This is a genomic window from Streptococcus sp. HMSC074B11 (genome assembly GCF_001808705.1).
GTDB lineage: Bacteria > Bacillota > Bacilli > Lactobacillales > Streptococcaceae > Streptococcus.
The window spans coordinates 1-389 of record NZ_KV794290.1 but is presented as its reverse complement, the minus strand read 5'-3'; the positions used below and the strand labels follow the sequence as shown (position 1 = coordinate 389).

Sequence of the window (389 nt, the reverse complement as noted above, 5' to 3'; positions counted from 1 at the left end):
AAAAAACACAAGACAGAAATCAAAGCCCTTCTTTCCTCCTTTCTCTGCTATACTACAAGCAGAGAAAGGGGGAAAGCAAATGCTTGAAAAGTATTATGAGAAAGTAAAAGGTATTGTCCATAGATGCCGAAAAGATTATTATCTCCACCTGTGGGAAAAAGAGGATTGGGATCAAGAAGGACTGATCTGTCTCTATGAACTCCTTGAGGCTCAACCAGACTTAGTGGAAGAGGAAAAGAAACTCTACGTCTACTTCAAAACAAAATTCCGCAATCGAATCCTAGATAGCGTCAGAAAACAAGAGAGTCAAAAACGTCGCCTGGACCGTATGGCCTATGAAGAAGTAGGCGAGATTAGCCATCGCCTACCAGAAGGAGGATTGTGGCTGG

Annotated in this window: 1 protein-coding gene; it reads left to right on the top strand. The window is 42.4% G+C overall.

Going from position 1 to position 389, the window contains the following annotated elements:
* Positions 1-79: 79 nt before the first annotated feature.
* On the top strand, positions 80-389 hold a 310-nt coding region (locus HMPREF2619_RS08390; protein ID WP_070460684.1), incomplete at its 3' end, for a transcriptional regulator.